Origin of the sequence: Streptomyces sp. NBC_00390, from assembly GCF_036057275.1 — a bacterium.
Classification (GTDB): Bacteria; Actinomycetota; Actinomycetes; order Streptomycetales; family Streptomycetaceae; genus Streptomyces.
Window position 1 is genome coordinate 7,890,257 of sequence record NZ_CP107945.1, and the last position, 14,459, is coordinate 7,904,715.

A 14,459-nucleotide genomic window follows, 5' to 3' on the forward strand; every position below is an offset into this window, starting at 1 on the left:
GCCAGCCTCTGCTGTCACAGTCGCAGCTGTCCTCGTGCCGTCGGGTTCCTTCAACCGCTTGCCGTGGCCTCGCAGTGACGGGTGATCTCGTCCTCGACCCTCCGCGCCAGTGATTCGACCACGCCGGCGACAGCGGGCGAGAGCCCACGGCCCAGGGAGGAGTCCGCGCCCTCGACGGCATAGATCACGAGCCTTCCCGGGAGGCGGCCGAGTACCCGTGCGAGCTCGACGGCCTCGCCGAGCCCGAGTCCGTGTGAGCTTGCGGCGGGAGCGTGGGCCACCTCGTGGGCACCGAGTTCCAGCCGGTGCACTCGGCCCGGGTGACCGGGGTGTGCGTGTGCCGCGTCGACGACGACGGCCAGGTCCGCGTCCTCCCAGCATCCGATCAGTCGGCCCGGGTCCGCATCACACGTCAGGAGCCGGGTGCCCGGCGGCAGCGTCCGAGTGCGCAGCCGCTCCACAACGACCCAGCCGATCGCGTCGTCGTGCCTGAAATCGTTACCGACGCCGATGAGAGCGATTCGCCTGCTGGTCGTTGTCATCGCGGCTCCTTCCCTGCAGCCATGATTTCGCTCCGCGCGCGGCGAGTGTCCTGTGGCATGGGCCGAATGGCCCATGCCCGGGGACACCCGGTGTCTCGCCCAGGGACACGCCCCGTGGGAGCGTTGAAAGGAAACTCTGTGATCGGCAGGGACGTGAAGGCGGTGGGACCGTGGACACGTGCCCGCTGATCGTCTGCGACGGCTTGGGGTCGGTCACGGCTCCCTGGATCCGGCGGTGGGCGAGGCCTGCAGACTCCTGGTCGCGCTGCTACCGCACGACTGAACGTACCGGCAAGTGCAGAGGTGCATCATGCACGAGACCATCACTGTCGGGGTCGACGGTTCACCCGAGAGCGTGGACGCGGTACCCCGGCACACACACCCGTGTTCATCTGCTCGAAGGCAGCGCCGCCCACCACCTGCGCGCCGCTGCCGATGGGGCGAGTCTCCTCGTCGTCGGCCGTCGCGACACGGCGGGCCACCGCTTGGGCCCGTGACGCATTCAGCGATCCACCACGTGGAGTGTCCCGTCGCAGTAGTGCCGCACGGTGCGCAACTGGGTGGCGCCACACCTGCGGTGGAGCAGAAACCTCAATGACGCTGCGGAGCAGCTTGCACTGAGCCGGCCGCCGAGCCGGTCGCCGTTGTTCGCCGCAGATGGCGGGCTGATGGGAGCGGCTCGTGCGTGGCGCTCTGTGAGCGGCTTCGGCCGGGTGGCCGGGTCTCACGCGGTGTCGTCCACATCGAAGGACAGGTGGTCCGAGACCGAGACCACTCCGTCGACGCTCATGCACATGCGGTCGACGGCCGCAAGCATGCCTTTGAACGGCACAGATCCGGTCAGTACGACCTGTCCTTCCCGTACTTCAACGGTGATCGAGGAAGGATCCCGCCTGAGGGTGCGGGCGAGTACGTCCTGGACGATTTCGAGGCGGATGGCCTCGTCGTCGCGCAAGAAGACACCCAGCAGATCGCGCCGGCTGACGATGCCGATGAGCTTGTCCGACTCGTCGACCACCGGCAGCCGCTTGACGTTCTGCACCTCCATCAGGCGCGCCGCTTCGACCACTGACCACTCGGGGCGGGCGCACACAGCGGGAGCGGACATCAGCTCTTCGGCCTTCGTGCCTTCGGCCTTCGCCCGTTCCCAGGCCTCCGGGTCCGGCAGCGGGAGCAGGTCGGCGGATCCGGACTGGTCGGTGGACTTCCGCAGCAGGTCCTTCTCGGAGACCACGCCGAGTGGACGGTCCTGATCGTCCACCACGGGGAGGGCGGTGACCTGGTGCTCGGTGAGAAGTCGCACGATCTCCTTGAAGGGTGCGTCCTGGCGCACGCGGACGACGTCGCGTGTCATGAGCTCCCTGACTTTGCGGTGTCGCATGTCTCGCTCCTTCTCCCCCGGGGTTCTCCGCGGTCCGTGGTCCGCGGCGCCACTCCAGCCTGACCGCCCGGCGGGGGGAGTTGCACCTCGGCCTCGCTCACCTTGGGAATGGGACGCGTCGGGCAGCTGATGCGGGCAGGCCCGACGATCAGCGCCCGACGCCTCGAATGCGGTCATCGGTGGGGCCGAGCGTGCCGCGTGCCGAGCGCTCGGCGTCGGAGTCGTCGAAGCGGTAGCCCAGCTGACCGTCGACGGAGATCACCCCATCCACCTGCCCGACCATCCGCAGGGCGACGGGGACCTCGCTGCGCCGTTCCAGTTGCCCGACCACGGTCACCACACCGTCCTTCACGTCGACCCGGACGGCCTCAGGTGGCTGACCCAGCGAGCGGACCAGCACCTCGTCGATCACCTCACGGCGGATCTCCGCGTCCGGACGCAGGAAGACCTCGAGCAGGTCACGACGGGTGACGATGCCGACAAGGCGGTCTTCCTCGTCCACCACGGGAAGACGTTCGACCCGGTCCCCGCACATGGTGCGGGCCGCCTCGGCGATGGACTGGTCGGCGTGAACGGTGATGGCGGGGTGTGTCATCAGCTCCCCGGCATCGCGGGCGTGCACCTTGGTCTCCTGCGTGTGCCCCCTGCCTGTGATCGAGGACCACCGGAAGCGCCGCGGGGTGACTGCGACCTCGCCCGCCTTCGACCGGTGTGCCATGAGGTCGGTCTCTGAGATCACTCCGATCACCTTGTCGTCGTCGTCGACCACGGGAAGACCGCTGATCCGGTGCTGAGCCAGAAGCCGGGCGACCTCCTTGAAGGGGGTGGTGTCGACGGCCCGGACAACCTCGCTGGTCATCACTGTGCCGACTTTGTCGTGCTTCATCGTCCGGCCTCCTTCCGCGGGATCCGCGCGCGGCGCGAGCGGCGCGCGATGTCTTCAGCGTCGAGCGTGAGGGTGAGCGGGGCACAGTGCTGCACGGGCAACGGCCAGGGCCGAACGGCCCCTCCTTCCCTTTCCGGTATCGCACTCGCCGGCCCCAGGGCATCGCCGCACGAGCTTCGCCAGGCTGCGCCGGTCGGGGACGTGGAGCACAGTGAGAGGAGGGGACTGCCGCCCGATGCGAGGCTGTCCCGGGTCACGAGTGAATCCAGGGAGCCGCCATGTCCACGATCGGTAGCCCCCACGGGGATCCCTCCGCGTCCCGCGCCGAGGTGCACGAGACGCACGCCGCCACTGTTGTCCTCATCGGTGACCGTGCCTACAAGGTGAAGAAGTGCGTCGACCTGGGTTTCCTCGACTTCAGCACACCCGGTGCACGACGAACGGCGTGCGAGCAGGAAGTCGCGCTCAATCGCCGGTTCGCTCCCGACGTGTACGAGGGAGTGGCCGAGTTGCACGCTCCCTGGAGCGGCCCGCCGGAACCGGTGGTCGTCATGCGCCGAATGCCGAGTGACCGCCGGTTGGCGCACCTGGTGAGCGTAGGCGTCCCGGTCGACGACGCGCTGCGGCAGGTTGCGCGGCTGCTGGCGACCGCCCACGCCAAGTCGCCCCGAGGCGCTGAGATCTCCGCGCAGGGCACCCGTGACGCGCTGCTCGGCAGATGGCAGACCAACCTGCAGTCGGCCGAGCGCACGGCTGATCAGCAGGGCTTGAGGGGAATCGCCGATATCGATCGCGAGGTGCGTCGCTATCTTGAAGGGCGGCAGGCCCTTTTCGATCTGCGCATTCGCGAGGAAAGAGTCGTCGACGGGCATGGCGATCTGCTGGCTCAGGACATCTTCTGCCTTGACGACGGACCGCGTGTGCTCGACTGTCTCGAGTTCGACGACAAGTTGCGTTACGTGGACGGCCTTGACGACGCGGCATTCCTCGCCATGGACCTCGAGCAACTCGGTGCGCCCGGTGCGGGGAAGTTCTTTCTCGCCCGGTACAGCGAATACTCCGGTGATCCCGCGCCCCCCTCTCTGCGGCATCATTTCGTCGCGTACAGGGCCTTCGTCCGGGCCAAAGTGTCCCTGTTCCAGGCCCAGCAGGGCGCGCGCGCGAGGCAGGCAGCGGACCGCCTGGCCGACATGACGCTGCGCCACCTGCGCAACTCGGCAGTGCGGTTGATCCTTGTCGGTGGCCTGCCGCTCAGCGGCAAGTCCACCCTTGCGGCAGCGCTCGCCGATCGGCTGGGGCTCACCCTTCTCAGCAGTGACCGCACACGCAAGGAACTGGCCGGCATTCAGCCGGAGAGATCGGCGGCTGCACCGTTCGAGACAGGCATCTACACGTCCGAGTGGACCACCCGCACCTACGGCGAACTCATCAATCGGGCCCGCAGGCTCCTCTCGGTCGGTGAGTCGGTGGTGATCGACGCGACGTGGAGTTCCCAGGAGTGGCGCGACGCCGGCAGCGAGGCAGCGAGGCTGTGCAGCGCCGATCTGGTTTCTCTGAAGTGCCAGATCCCGCGCGGTGTGGCGGACGACCGGTTGCGCCACCGGGCCCCCGGCCCGTCCGACGCCGACAGCGATGTCCTCGCGGCCATGGCTGCGAGGACAGAACCGTGGCCGGAGGCCGTCATCATCGACACCAGTGGAGCGCTGGGAGCCGCGACAGAACGTGCGATGGCTGTACTGCACCCTGACGACATCGAGCGGACAGGGGTGTTCCGACGCCCGTACATGGAACCCGACTGAGCCCCCTCCCTGTCGGTGCGCCTCCGTCGAAGTCTTGGCCCTTAGTAACCCCAGGGGCGTAGCTGGGCTGATGGCACTGCATCCTCTGGGGCGGTTCGTTGCGAACTGCTGGCGGTCGCTCAGTTCCGTTTTTCGCCAGCACTACTCCGGGCGGTTCTGAGATACCCAAGGGTCCCGTAGATGATCTCCGGGGTCGTGGCTCGCTCTTGGAGTGTCTCCCCGACGCGGTGGGGGCGGCGGTGCCAGTGGCGGCCTCCCCCCGAGCGGGGCATTCGTCTCCGACCGACGGGCGTGCCCTCATTTCCTCGGGTGTGAGACGGGTGCACACTTCTCGCATGCCCGAGGACGAGGCGCAGCGCACCCCTCCCGAACCGCTGTTGCAGGCGATCTCCAACCTTGCTCAGTTCCATCGAGAACATGAGCAGTTCTACTCGCAGGCGCCGCTGCGGCAGGCCGGAGAGCTTCAGGCGCAGTCCCGGGCATTGAAGTCACTGGCCGGCCGGTGGAGCGTGACCGATGCCGGTGAGCGGTCGGCAGGGAATCCGTTCGTCGGCGCGGAGGATCTCAATGCCCCCGGGCTCGTCGCGGAGTCGGGGATCCTCTTCATGGAAGGGGAGGACGAGCCCGTTGAGCTCCAGAGGCTGAAGCGGGATGTCGGGGCGATTGCGCAGGACAGCGAGCAGGCCGGAATCTGGCTGGCGCAGGCGATGGAGCAGGCGTGGGAGGCTGCCGGCCTACTGGCCGCCTATCCGGCGCTTGCCGACCTGCTCGGGGAGCGCCACCGCATCATCGCCAACGACTGGCAGTCGGCGGGCCTGCTGGCCCTGGTCGCCAGGCTGCTGCGCCGCGCCCTTGACTTGCTGGGCCGAGTCACGTTCTCTCCCGCGGCGCTGCGGGCCGACCTCGGTTCCGAGCGGAACGCTCCTGCCTACCTCTTCTCGGCGTCCGAGCTGCTCGACCGGGCGGCGGACCTCCTCGCGGAATCGGCAATGCTCGTACACGACAACGAGCGGCGCTGGCGCGTGTTCGGCGCCCGGGTTCGCCAGCTGCGGTCCGGGTGAGGCGGGGTTCCGCGTGGGGGAGCCGCAAGTTGATTTCATGGCCCGGGGACGATGCCGCCGCGCACGCTGGCATCCGATCAATTGGGGTTGATGTATCAATCTGACTTGATGTATCTTCGACATGTGGGATACCGCCCCTGGGGCGTGACCGTCACGCCGCCCGAGTTCGTCCGCCTGGCTGCGCATCCGGTGCGCTGGCGGCTGCTGACGGAACTCGCAGACAGCGACTATCGGGTCCGTGAACTGGTGGAACGCGTCGGGGAGCCGCAGAACCTGGTCTCGTATCACCTGCGGCTCCTGCGCGATGGTGGTCTGGTCACGGCCAGGCGCAGCAACTGCGATGGCCGGGACAGCTACTACCGCCTGGACCTGGAGCGTTGCGCTGAGGCGCTGGCGGCCAGCGGCGCCGCCCTGCACCCGGCGTTGTGCCAGGCCCCCTCACCGCCGCGTCGTCCGGTCGTCCGGGGGCGAGCCCGCCTTGTTTCGGTGCTCTTCGTGTGCACAGGCAACAGCGCCCGCTCGCCGATCGCTGAAGCCCTGCTGCGCCACCACACCGCCGGCCGCGTAACTGCGGCCAGTGCCGGCACCAGTCCCAAGCCGCAGGTGCACCCGCACGCTGTCCGGGTGCTGCGCGAGTCGTTCGGCATCGACCTTTCCGGTCGGCGTACCCAGCACGTGGACGACCTGCTCGGCCGCCGCTTCGACCACGTGATCACCTTGTGCGACAAGGCTCGCGAGGTCTGCCCGGAGTTCGGCTCGCGGCGGGTCCACTGGAGCATGGCCGACCCGGGGGCGGCCGGTGACACCGGCAAGGTTGGCTATGCGGCCTTTCAGCACGCGGCGGCAGACATAGACGCCCGTATCAAGCATCTGATGCCGGTCCTGAACACCCCCTAGACCGTTGCGAGGTCCGAGCCATGACCACTCACGACGAATACGTCAGCGTCCGCTACCTGGTCGACGACGTGCAGGCCACCATCGACTTCTACACCACCCACCTCGGTTTCACGCTGCACTCCAGCGCCGTCCCTGCCTTCGCCGACGTGGTCCGTGGCAGGCTGCGGCTGTTGCTGTCGGGCCCGGCGAGCTCGGGCGCCCGGGCCACCCCGAAGGAGGCTGCCGTCGCGGGCGGCAATCGCATCCACCTCACCTACGACGACCTTGATGCCGAGATCGCTCGGCTGCGCAGCGCCGGTGTCTCCTTCCGTAGTGAGGTCGTCGCCGGTCCCGGAGGACGCCAGATCCTGCTGTCCGACCCGGCGGGCAACCTCGTCGAGCTGTTCCAGCCCGCCCGCCCGCCCGCCGGCCCGCCGCGCCGGCCGGCCCTGACCAGGCGCGACGCTGACCGCTCCGTCACTCGCAGCTGCGCCCTGAGCCGGGGTGCCGCTCTAGGAGGGGGTACCGCCCCTGGGCGGTAGCGGGGGGCTGGCCGCCGGCGGGGGTGGCGCGGAGCCGACCGTCGGCGGCTGCCCCGGGGGCATGGGGGCGGGCGGCGGCACCTGAGGAACCGCGGGGGCGGCGGGAGCGGGCGCGGACCTGGGTGTGGACTCGGGGGTGGACGTCGGTGCGGGGGCGGTCGGAGTTCATCCCACGATGGGGACAGGCCTGAACACGATCTGGATCTCCCTGACGTTGCGCTCTCCCTGCTTCTCATCGTAGTGATCTCCTACGTGGGAAAGCGGAGCTTGTCCGTGGCGTCATTGATGAAGTGCCAGGGCCGTGCAGGTACTTGGCGGCGATGAGGGTTCCGCTCCTGTCGCCGTCCAACCTGACGAGACCACTCGGTGTGGATGCGGGTACCTCGGCCGCCATGAAGAACGTGCGGTCGGGTCGGGCCCACCTGTTCACGGTCGCAGGTGGTGAGGGAGACTTGACATGACCGCACGTCGAAGTCACCACCTGGTGCCCAGTGGAAAGCGTGGTCACCATGAGCCGGACCGACCCGCACGCGGCCGACCCGGGGCTGTTCGGACCCGACTCCGTCACCTGGCAGATGCACGGCGACCCGATGATGTGGATCGCCGGGGTGCGGGCGCTGTACCTGCAGGCACTGCACCCCCGCGCGGTACGCGGCGTGATGCAGAACAGCGACTTCAGGAACGACGCCTGGGGCCGGCTGCTGCGCACCGCGAACTTCGTCGGCACCATCAGCTACGGCACCACCGAGGCCGCGGAGCGCGCCGGCGCCCGCGTACGGCGCATCCACACCCGCCTGGCTGCCACCGACCCCGGCACCGGCGAGACGTACGGCGTCGACGAGCCGGAGCTGCTGCTGTGGGTGCACTGCGCCGAGGTCGGCTCCTACCTCGACGTCGCACGCCGCTCCGGCTTTCCGCTGACCGGCGCACAGGCGGACCGCTATCTCGACGAGCAGCGCGAGAGCGCCCGCCTGGTCGGGCTCGACCCGGGAGCGGTGCCCGCGGACACCCGTCAGCTCGCCGCCTACTTCGAGGAGGTACGGCACGAACTGGCCGCCGGTCCCGAGGCGCACGACGTCGACGACTTCCTGCGCCGCCCCCCGGTCGGCGCCCTGCTGGTCCCCGCGCGGGAACTGCTGTGGGGACGCGTGGCGGCCCTTGCGTACAGCGCACTGCCTCCCTATGCCCACGAGCTCTACGGCAGGAGCGCCCCCGCCCCCGAGCGTGTCACCCGCCGGCTGACGGCTGCCGGCAGGCTGCTGCGCAGCATCCCCGCCCGGGCGCGCTGGCAGCTCCCGCCAGGTCACATTCTGAAGGCGATGGCGCGGCTCGGCCCCGAAGCCCGCCCCTCGCCGTACAAACTCCGCAGGCAGGCCGCCATACTGGACCGGCCGGGGAGGGCGCGGGAGAGCAACGGGGGCGACAGCACGCGATGGCGGAAACCAGGCTGATCCAAGGCCGGTACCGGCTGCTCGAACTCATCGGGCGCGGTGGGATGGGCGAGGTGTGGCAGGCCCGCGACGAATCGCTCGGGCGGCTGGTCGCCGTCAAGTGCCTCAAGCCGCTGGGCTCCCAGCACGACCGCCACTTCACCAAGGTCCTCAGGGAGCGGTTCCGCCGTGAGGCGCGGGTGGCCGCCGCGCTCCAGCACCGGGGCGTGACCGTCGTCCACGACTTCGGCGAGCACGAGGGTGTGCTCTATCTGGTGATGGAGCTGCTGGAGGGCCGCAACCTCAGCCAGCTGCTGGAGGACAACAAGCAGCGGCCGCTGCCGGTCGCCGATGTCGTCGACATCGCCGACCAGGTCGCCGACGCGCTCGCGTACACCCATGAGCAGGGCATCGTGCACCGGGACCTCAAGCCGGCCAACATCATGCGGCTCACGGACGGGGCCGTGAAGATCTGCGACTTCGGCATCGCCCGCCTCGGCGAGGACATCGGGTTCACCGCCAAGCTCACCGGCACCGGCATCGCCATGGGCACCCCGCACTACATGTCACCGGAACAGATCAGCGGCGGGCAGATCGACCACCGCAGCGACCTGTACTCGCTCGGCTGTGTGCTGTACGAGCTCGCCACCGGCGCGCCGCCCTTCGACGACGACGACACCTGGGCGATCCTGGTCGGCCACCGCGACACCGCGCCGCAGCCGTTGCGTGACCGCCGGGGTGAGGTGCCGGACTTCTTCGACCGGGTCGTGCTCGACCTGCTCGCCAAGACCCCCGAGCAGCGCCCGGCCGACGCAGGCGATCTGCGCCGCCGGATCCGGGCGGCCGCCGCCTCCGCGCAGACCGGTCACCATGGGGCGCGCCCGCCGCAGCCGCCCGTGGCACCGGACCCGGCCGGGCCCGGCCTGCCGGCCTGGACGCGCGGTATGACCGGTGGCCTCAAGGCGGGCAGCACCACGGCACTGCCACCGCCGCTCCCGGACCACACGGCCGCGCTGACCGGCGCCTGGACCTCGCACCATGCCGCGCCGGCACCGGCCCGGACCATCCAGATCTCCGCACGCCCCGCATCTGAGCGCCCCACGCCGCCGCCCGAACTGCTCGCCGTTCTCGCCAGCCGGCACAGCGCCGGTCTGAGTCTTGGCCGGCTGGGCCGCTGGGAGGAGGCGGGCGAGGTGCACCGCGCCGTCGCCGTGGACCGGGAGAGCGCCCTCGGCCCCGATCACCCCGACACCCTGGCCAGCCGCTACGAGGTCGCCTTCACGCTCGGCCGTACCGGCCGCGCGGGCGATGCGCTGCGGGAGTTCGGGCATGTCGCCGAGGGCCGTGAGCGTGCCCTGGGCGCCGATCACCCCGACACCCTCGCCGCCCGCCAGGAGACGGCGTACGTACTGGACCAGCTGGGGCGGCACGGCGAGGCCCACCACGTCTACGTGGCCGTGCTCGCCTCGCGTGAAGGCACGATGGGCGCCGACCACCCCGACACGCTGCGCTGTCGTCACAACCTCGCGTACAACCTCAGCCGGCTGGGACGCCTGGAGGAATCCCACAGGCTCGCCCAGGACGTGGCCGACGCCCGCAGCCGGGTGCTCGGCGCACACCATCCCGACACCCTGGTCACCCGTTACGAGGTCGCCTACGCACTCGGCCGGCTGGAACGCTGGGCCGAGGCACTGCACACCTACCAGGAGGTGACGGCCGCGCGCACCCAGGTCCTCGGTCCGGACCACCCCGACACCTTCGCCGCCCGCTACGAGGCCGGCGTGTGCCTCGGCCGGCTCGGGCGCATCGCGGAAGCCGTCGACCTCTACCGCACCCTTGCCGCCGACCGCACACGGGTGCAGGGACCGGCCGACCCCGAAACGCTCCGGGCCAGGCACGGGCTCGGCGTGAACCTCGGCCGGCTGGCCCGCTGGGAGGAAGCACTGGCCGAGTCGCGCGACGTGTGCGCGCTGCGCGAGCGGGTGCTCGGCCCCGATCACCCCGACACGCTCGTCAGCCACCGGGAGGCGGCCGTGGGCCTGGGCCGGCTCGGCCGCTGGGTGGAGGCCCTGAACGTCTATGTGCGTGTCGCCGCCGCGCGCGAGCGGGTCCTGGGCGGTGGCCACCCCGACACGCTGTCCAGCCGCAACGACGAGGCGCACTGCCTGGAACAGCTCGGCCGGCACACCGAGGCCGTGGAGCTCTACCGGCGCGTCGCGGCGCTCCAGCATGCAAACCGCACGCAGGGCAGCTGAGCAGGGGGTTACGTGCGGCCGCGCAGCGGTTAGGGTCCGGCCATGCCCGCACACACCTCGTACGACGCAGTGATCGTGGGTGGTGGCCACAACGGTCTGGTCGCCGCCGCCTATCTCGCCCGCGCAGGGCGCTCCGTCCTGGTTCTGGAGCGGCGCCCGATCACCGGCGGAGCGGCCGTGTCCACCCGCCCCTTCCCGGGGGTCGACGCCCGCCTGTCGCAGTTCTCTTATCTGGTCTCCCTGCTGCCCGACAAGATCGTGCGCGACCTGGAACTCGACTTCGCGGTACGCAAGCGCACCGTCTCCTCCTACACGCCCAAGGGGGACGGCGGCCTGCTCGTGGGCGCCGGCCGCACCCGCGAGTCGTTCGCCGGGCTGACCGGCGGCGAGCGGGAGTACGCGGCCTGGGAGGAGTTCTACGGAATCACCCACACGGTCGCCCAACGGGTCTTCCCGACGCTGACCGAACCTCTGCCGACCCGGGAGCAGCTCCGCGGGGTCGTCGACGACGAGGCGGCCTGGCGGATGCTGTTCGAGGAGCCGATCGGCGTCGCGATCGAGAAGCGGTTCGCCGACGATCTCGTACGGGGAGTGGTGCTCACCGACGCGCTCATCGGGACGTTCGCCGATGCCCATGACCCGAGCCTGCTGCAGAACCGCTGTTTCCTTTACCACGTCATCGGCGGTGGCACGGGCGACTGGGACGTGCCGGTGGGCGGCATGGGCGCGTTCACCGACGCACTGGCCGCCGCCGCGCTCGGAGCGGGGGCAGAGATCGGGCTGTTGCACGAGGCGACCCGTATCGAGACCGACGGCGAGCGCGCCGAGGTCACCTTCCGCACGCCCGACGGCGAGGGTACCGTTGCCGCACGCCATGTCCTGGTCAACGCCTCACCGCAGGCGCTCGCCGCCCTCCTCGCCGAGCAGGCGCCCGAGCCGGCCGAAGGCGCCCAGCTCAAGGTGAACATGCTGCTGCGTCGGCTGCCGAGGCTGCGTGACCGCTCCGTCGACCCGCACGAAGCCTTCTCCGGAACCTTCCATGTCTCCGAGGGATACGGGCAGTTGGCGACGGCATACCAGGAGGCGGCGTCCGGCCGACTGCCCAGTGCACCGCCGTCCGAGATCTACTGCCACTCACTGACGGACCCGTCGATCCTCGCACCCGAGCTCGTGGCGCAGGGCTACCAGACCCTGACGCTGTTCGGCCTGCACACCCCGGCCCGCCTGTTCGCCGACGACAACGACCAAGTGCGCGCCGACCTGCTGGCCGCGACACTGGCCGAACTCGAGGCCCACCTGGACGAGCCGATCGCCGAATGCCTGGCCCTGGACGAGAACGGCGACCCCTGCATCGAGGCCAAGACCCCCCTCGACCTGGAGAGGGAACTGCGGCTGCCCGGCGGTCACATCTTCCACCGGGACCTGTCCTTCCCGTACGCGGGCGAGACGACGGGACGCTGGGGTGTGGAGACGACACACGCCAATGTGCTGCTGTGCGGTGCGGGTGCCGTCCGCGGCGGCGGGGTGAGCGGTGTGCCGGGCCACAACGCGGCGATGGCGGCGCTGGGCCGGTGAACACGCCTGCCGCCCGCGGGGGTTCGCCGCGGGCGGCAGATATCCGGTGCCCTGGCGCCGGCCGGAACAGGTCGCCGAGCTGCTGCGCGGTGCCGGGATGGTCGTACGCGCCCGGATGGAGCGCGAGCCCGATGACACCGGCGATTTCACGGAGAAAGACGCCGCAGGCGTTCGTGCCGGCCCGCAAGCCGGCCTGACCGCTCCGTCCCTGACGTACGATCAGTCCCGCGACGCGGTCCAGCCGTTCGCCTCGATCAGGGCGGCGTCCGCGGGCCTCACCTCGTCGAAGACCGTGCGCCCGGCGTCCTCGACCCGCAGCGCGTCCACGTACGCGCCACGACCGGCATAGAGCCGGTCGGTCGCGTACCGCCAGCGCAGCCGTACCTCCTGGCCGCACCACGCCGCGAGGTCGGCGTCCAGGCGGTGCCAGACGCGCCCGGACCAGCCGGTGACCGAGCCCGCCGGGTGGGACACGCCCCCGGCACCCTTGGCGGTGGTGGTGAACGGCACCGGCTGCCAGCTCACGCCATCGTCCGCCGACGCCTCCAGGTACAGTCCGTCCGCGCCGGGCTCGGTGTCCCACCACAGCGAGCAGGTCAGCCGGGCCCGGCCGGACGACAGGGCGAGCGGCGGCAGGGCGAGGGTGGCCGTCGTGGATCCGGCCGTACCGGAGAACCAGGCGCTGCGGCCGTGCGCGGGGCGGACGGCGACCGCCCGGGCCATGTTGTTGGCCGCGGCGACGCGCGGTGCGCTGCCCGAGCGCCAACTGCGGACGGGATGGACGGAGTTGCCCAGGACGATCAGGAACGAGTCCGTGGTCGGGTCGAGTACCAGGCTGGTGCCGGTGAATCCCGTGTGTCCTGCGGTGTGCGGGGTGGCCATCGCGCCCATGTACCAGTGCTGGTAGAGCTCGAAGCCGAGTCCGTGCTCGTCGCCGGGGAAGGCCGTGTTGAAGTCGGTGAACATCAGCTCCACCGACGAGCGGCGCAGAACCCGGGCGTGCCCGTAGGTTCCCCCGTTCAGCAGGGTGCGGGCGAGGACCGCGAGGTCCCAGGCGCAGCAGAAGACTCCGGCGTGACCGGCCACGCCGCCGAAGGCGTACGCGTTCTCGTCATGGACCTCGCCCCAGACCAGGCCGCGGTCCAGACCGGACCAGGGGAGCCGGGCGTACTCGGTGGCGGCGGTCTTCGGCTTCCAGGAGGCCGGCGGGTTGAACCGTGTGCGGTGCATCCCGAGTGGAGCAGTGATCTCGTCGTGGAGCAGGACATCCAGAGTGCGCCCGGTGATCTTCTCCAGGACCAGCTGGAGCGAGATCAGGTTGAGGTCGGAGTAGAGATACCTGGTGCCGGGAGTGCTCGCCGGGGGCTCGTTCCACAGCAGCCGGAGCCGGCCCTGCTGGGTCGGCTCCTTGTACAGCGGGATCCAGGCCCGGAAGCCCGAGGTGTGGGTGAGCAACTGGCGCACCGTGATGTCCTGTTTGCCGGCGCCCGCGAACTCGGGGACGTAGGAGGCGACCGTGGCCTCGAGCTGAAGAGCACCACGCTCGATCTGCTGGACGGCGAGGATCGAGGTGAACAGTTTGGAGACGGACGCCAGATCGAAGATCGTGTCCTCGGCCATCGGGATCTGCTCCTCGGCGGGGAGCTCCACGCCGGTGTCCGTCGTGACGTCGTACGACGAGTAGCGCAGCGCTTTGCCGATGGGCCGGTGGAGCGCCACGGTGTCGCCGCGCCCGGCCAGCAGCACCGCGCCCGCGTACCAGGGGTACTTGGGGGACGGGCCGAGGAACTGCTCGGCGTCGGTGACCAGTTGCTCCAGCGGGAGGCGCAGCAGCCCGGCCCGCTCGGGTGAGCCGCGCCGCAGTGTCGAGCGGTGACCGGACCCCGACCCCGACCCCGGCCCGGCGCCCCTGTCCGACGGTCCTTCCGCTGCCGACGCCGCCGTGAAGGGGATCGGCGCCAGCGCGAACGCTCCGCCCAGTGCCAGCATCCCGCTCCCCATCCGGCGCCGGCTGATCCCTCGGCCCGCTGCGTCCTCGGTCATCCCCAACCCTTTCCTGAAAGTATCTTTCGGGATCTCCTGGCCCACGTGAAACTTTCTTACCGCACTGAT

The 14,459-nt window shown here is 70.4% G+C and carries 11 protein-coding genes; 7 read left to right on the plus strand and 4 right to left on the minus strand.

Annotation, left to right across the window (positions count from 1 at the left end):
• Window positions 1-50: 50 nt before the first annotated feature.
• The 3 genes from OHS70_RS35105 to OHS70_RS35120 form a co-directional block, all read right to left on the minus strand.
• Window positions 51-542, minus strand: a complete 492-nt coding sequence (locus OHS70_RS35105) for a hydrogenase maturation protease (protein WP_328404323.1) — start codon at window positions 540-542, stop codon at window positions 51-53.
• Between the two features lie 724 nt (window positions 543-1,266).
• On the minus strand, window positions 1,267-1,923 hold the full coding sequence (locus OHS70_RS35115) for a CBS domain-containing protein (protein WP_328404325.1): 657 nt from the start codon (window positions 1,921-1,923) through the stop codon (window positions 1,267-1,269).
• A 148-nt stretch (window positions 1,924-2,071) separates the two neighbouring features.
• The gene (locus OHS70_RS35120) at window positions 2,072-2,809 is read right to left on the minus strand and encodes a CBS domain-containing protein (protein ID WP_328404327.1); all 738 of its coding nucleotides are present in this window, start codon (window positions 2,807-2,809) and stop codon (window positions 2,072-2,074) included.
• Window positions 2,810-3,087: 278 nt separating this feature from the next.
• Between OHS70_RS35120 and OHS70_RS35125 the strand changes: the two genes are divergently transcribed.
• The 7 genes from OHS70_RS35125 (at window position 3,088) to OHS70_RS35155 (ending at window position 12,347) form a co-directional block, all read left to right on the plus strand.
• Window positions 3,088-4,608 carry a bifunctional aminoglycoside phosphotransferase/ATP-binding protein gene (locus tag OHS70_RS35125; RefSeq protein WP_328404329.1) on the plus strand — a complete coding sequence of 507 codons (1,521 nt, stop codon included), beginning with the start codon at window positions 3,088-3,090 and terminating at the stop codon, window positions 4,606-4,608.
• A gap of 335 nt (window positions 4,609-4,943) precedes the next feature.
• On the plus strand, window positions 4,944-5,669 hold the full coding sequence (locus tag OHS70_RS35130; RefSeq protein ID WP_328404331.1) for a hypothetical protein: 726 nt from the start codon (window positions 4,944-4,946) through the stop codon (window positions 5,667-5,669).
• 51 nt (window positions 5,670-5,720) lie between these two features.
• The gene (locus OHS70_RS35135; protein ID WP_328404333.1) at window positions 5,721-6,566 is read left to right on the plus strand and encodes an arsenate reductase/protein-tyrosine-phosphatase family protein; all 846 of its coding nucleotides are present in this window, start codon (window positions 5,721-5,723) and stop codon (window positions 6,564-6,566) included.
• Window positions 6,567-6,586: 20 nt separating this feature from the next.
• Entirely contained in the window at window positions 6,587-7,087 is a 501-nt protein-coding gene (locus tag OHS70_RS35140) for a VOC family protein (protein WP_328404335.1), read from the plus strand.
• Between the two features lie 509 nt (window positions 7,088-7,596).
• Entirely contained in the window at window positions 7,597-8,538 is a 942-nt protein-coding gene (locus OHS70_RS35145) for an oxygenase MpaB family protein (RefSeq protein ID WP_328404337.1), read from the plus strand.
• Window positions 8,520-10,772, plus strand: a complete 2,253-nt coding sequence (locus tag OHS70_RS35150; protein WP_328404339.1) for a serine/threonine-protein kinase — start codon at window positions 8,520-8,522, stop codon at window positions 10,770-10,772. Before OHS70_RS35145 ends, OHS70_RS35150 begins: the two co-directional genes overlap by 19 nt.
• Window positions 10,773-10,814: 42 nt before the next feature.
• A complete protein-coding gene (locus OHS70_RS35155; protein ID WP_328404341.1) occupies window positions 10,815-12,347 on the plus strand; it encodes a phytoene desaturase family protein in 1,533 nt (510 codons plus the stop codon).
• Between the two features lie 219 nt (window positions 12,348-12,566).
• On the opposite strand, the gene OHS70_RS35160 is transcribed toward OHS70_RS35155, so the two are convergent.
• On the minus strand, window positions 12,567-14,390 hold the full coding sequence (locus OHS70_RS35160) for a serine hydrolase (RefSeq protein WP_328404343.1): 1,824 nt from the start codon (window positions 14,388-14,390) through the stop codon (window positions 12,567-12,569).
• Between the last annotated feature and the right edge of the window lie 69 nt (window positions 14,391-14,459).

Bases quoted from the DNA above. Each gene is read 5' to 3' on its own strand.
- OHS70_RS35105 (WP_328404323.1), bottom strand. From the start codon at position 542: ATGACAACGACCAGCAGGCGAATCGCTCTCATCGGCGTCGGTAACGAT.
- OHS70_RS35115 (WP_328404325.1), bottom strand. From the start codon at position 1,923: ATGCGACACCGCAAAGTCAGGGAGCTCATGACACGCGACGTCGTCCGC.
- OHS70_RS35120 (WP_328404327.1), bottom strand. From the start codon at position 2,809: ATGAAGCACGACAAAGTCGGCACAGTGATGACCAGCGAGGTTGTCCGG.
- OHS70_RS35125 (WP_328404329.1), top strand. From the start codon at position 3,088: ATGTCCACGATCGGTAGCCCCCACGGGGATCCCTCCGCGTCCCGCGCC.
- OHS70_RS35130 (WP_328404331.1), top strand. From the start codon at position 4,944: ATGCCCGAGGACGAGGCGCAGCGCACCCCTCCCGAACCGCTGTTGCAG.
- OHS70_RS35135 (WP_328404333.1), top strand. From the start codon at position 5,721: ATGCCGCCGCGCACGCTGGCATCCGATCAATTGGGGTTGATGTATCAA.
- OHS70_RS35140 (WP_328404335.1), top strand. From the start codon at position 6,587: ATGACCACTCACGACGAATACGTCAGCGTCCGCTACCTGGTCGACGAC.
- OHS70_RS35145 (WP_328404337.1), top strand. From the start codon at position 7,597: ATGAGCCGGACCGACCCGCACGCGGCCGACCCGGGGCTGTTCGGACCC.
- OHS70_RS35150 (WP_328404339.1), top strand. From the start codon at position 8,520: ATGGCGGAAACCAGGCTGATCCAAGGCCGGTACCGGCTGCTCGAACTC.
- OHS70_RS35155 (WP_328404341.1), top strand. From the start codon at position 10,815: ATGCCCGCACACACCTCGTACGACGCAGTGATCGTGGGTGGTGGCCAC.
- OHS70_RS35160 (WP_328404343.1), bottom strand. From the start codon at position 14,390: ATGACCGAGGACGCAGCGGGCCGAGGGATCAGCCGGCGCCGGATGGGG.